Below are 1,759 nucleotides of genomic sequence, written 5' to 3'. Positions count from 1 at the left end.
GGTCTCGACGATATCGAGGAAGCAACCGCTCTGCTGCGCCGGTTCAAGGGCAGGTCGCGCGAGGTCGCGGCAGCCATCGACGAATTCATGCTCGATTTCATGACCTTGGTCTTCGTCGTCGAAAACGGCGAAGAAGGTTTCGAAAGGCCGGTCCGCAAGCTCGCTCGCACCAGGCTTTCAAAGCTTGAGCGGCTGGTGACTGTAACGGCGGAGGAAAAGCCGGCTTCCAGCGCCGGCCTATCCCTTCAGGATGGCGGCTAGCCTTGGAATGCCTTCGCTCACCGCGCGCCGGTCGGCGAGCGTGAAGGACAGCCGCAGCGTGTTGCGCCCGGTGCCATCGGCATAAAAGGCGTTGCCCGGCACGAAGGCGACCCGCGCTTCCTTCACCGACCGAGCCAGAAGCTCGGTGGCGTCGGCCCCTTCCGGCAGTGTCACCCAGACGAACATGCCGCCTTCCGGGCGGCTCCAGGTCACGCCTTCGGGCATGTGGGCTTCCAGTGCCGAGAGCAGCCCGTCGCGGCGCTCGCGATAGGCGTCGATGAGTTTTTCCACCTGGCCTTCGAACACGGCTTCGGCGACGCGATGCATCACCACCTGGTTGATCGACGGGCTGTGCAGGTCCGAAGCCTGCTTCATCAGCACCAGCTTCTCGACAATGTGGCGCGGCGCGCACACCCAGCCGACCCGCATGCCCGGCGACAGGATCTTCGAGAACGAGCCGCAATAGAGCGTGCGCGCCTTGTCGATGCCGCCGGACCGGGCACAATCGAGCGCCAGGATCGGCGGCTCGCCATCGCCGTCATAGCGCAGCGCGCGGTAAGCGGCATCCTCGAGGACGGCGATGTCGAGTTCGCCGGCAAGGTCGAGCACCGCCTCGCGCTGCTCACGGTTCAGCGTGTTGCCGGTCGGGTTGGCGAAATCCGGCACCAGATAGGCGAATTTGGCCTTGCCGCCATTGGCGGCCGCCGCCGCGCGATAGGCATCGGGCGTCATGTTGCCGCCGGCCGGGGTCAGCCGGTCGTAGCGCGGCTCATAGGCGTTGAAAGCCTGCAGCGCGCCGAGATAGGTCGGCCACGTCACCAGCGCGGTGTCGCCCGGCGACAGGAACAGCTTGCCGAGATAATCCAGCGCCTGCTGCGAGCCGGAGGTGATGAAGATGTTGGCCTCGTCGCAGGCGACGCCGAGCTTGCCCATCTGCCCGGCGAGCCAGCGCCGCAACGGCAGATAGCCTTCCGAGACCTGGTACTGCAGCGCAGCGCCCGCCTCGGCGCCACCCAGCACATCGGCATAGGCGTCGCGGATCGCCTCGGCTGGGAACAGCGCCGGATCGGGAATACCGCCGGCAAACGAGATGATGTCCGGCTGGTCGAGCAGCTTCAGCAGCTCGCGGATTTCGGACGCTTTCATGCGCGACGAGCGCGAAGCCAACAGGTTCATAAGGGTCACGGCACGCCTCCCCGACGCTGCAATATAGGTCAACTTGACTGACCTATATCCCCTCTTGGCCGCGAATTGAAGTGTGCCTGAACGGTTTCCCGAATGCGCCAGCACTGGCGCACTGCTCGAACGCCGCGAGCAGTTCCACAAAAGTGTTGCAGCGTTTTCCGACCGCCTAAAGGCTCTTCTTGTAGCCGAGATGGCTGCCGGTGAAGCCGAGGCTTTCGTAAAAACGATGCGCGTCCGCCCGCCCTTTGTCGGTGGTCAGTTGAACGAGGCCGCAGCCGCGCGCGCGGCACGCGTCGATCGCCCATTCGATCAT

3 protein-coding genes are annotated in these 1,759 nt (G+C 65.0%); 1 reads left to right on the top strand and 2 read right to left on the bottom strand.

All coding sequences use genetic code 11. The annotated features are described in order from the left end of the window. On the top strand, positions 1-261 hold a 261-nt coding region (locus EN925_RS34620; protein WP_128337307.1), incomplete at its 5' end, for a hypothetical protein. On the opposite strand, the gene EN925_RS34615 is transcribed toward EN925_RS34620, so the two are convergent. Together EN925_RS34615 and EN925_RS41165 are read right to left on the bottom strand one after the other, a co-directional pair. Continuing rightward, positions 238-1,437: a PLP-dependent aminotransferase family protein gene (locus tag EN925_RS34615; protein WP_206524262.1), complete on the bottom strand. Its 1,200-nt coding sequence runs from the start codon at positions 1,435-1,437 to the stop codon at positions 238-240. The two genes, EN925_RS34620 and EN925_RS34615, sit on opposite strands and share 24 nt — an antisense overlap. 175 nt (positions 1,438-1,612) lie before the next feature. Continuing rightward, the coding region (locus EN925_RS41165) for a GNAT family N-acetyltransferase (protein WP_348630385.1) at positions 1,613-1,759 on the bottom strand (147 nt) is incomplete at its 5' end.

Origin of the sequence: Mesorhizobium sp. M7A.F.Ca.US.006.04.2.1 (assembly GCF_004022915.1) — a bacterium.
GTDB classification, from domain to species: domain Bacteria; phylum Pseudomonadota; class Alphaproteobacteria; order Rhizobiales; family Rhizobiaceae; genus Mesorhizobium; species Mesorhizobium ciceri.
The sequence above is the reverse complement of the archived record's forward strand: the minus strand, read 5'-3'. Positions and strand labels throughout refer to the sequence as shown.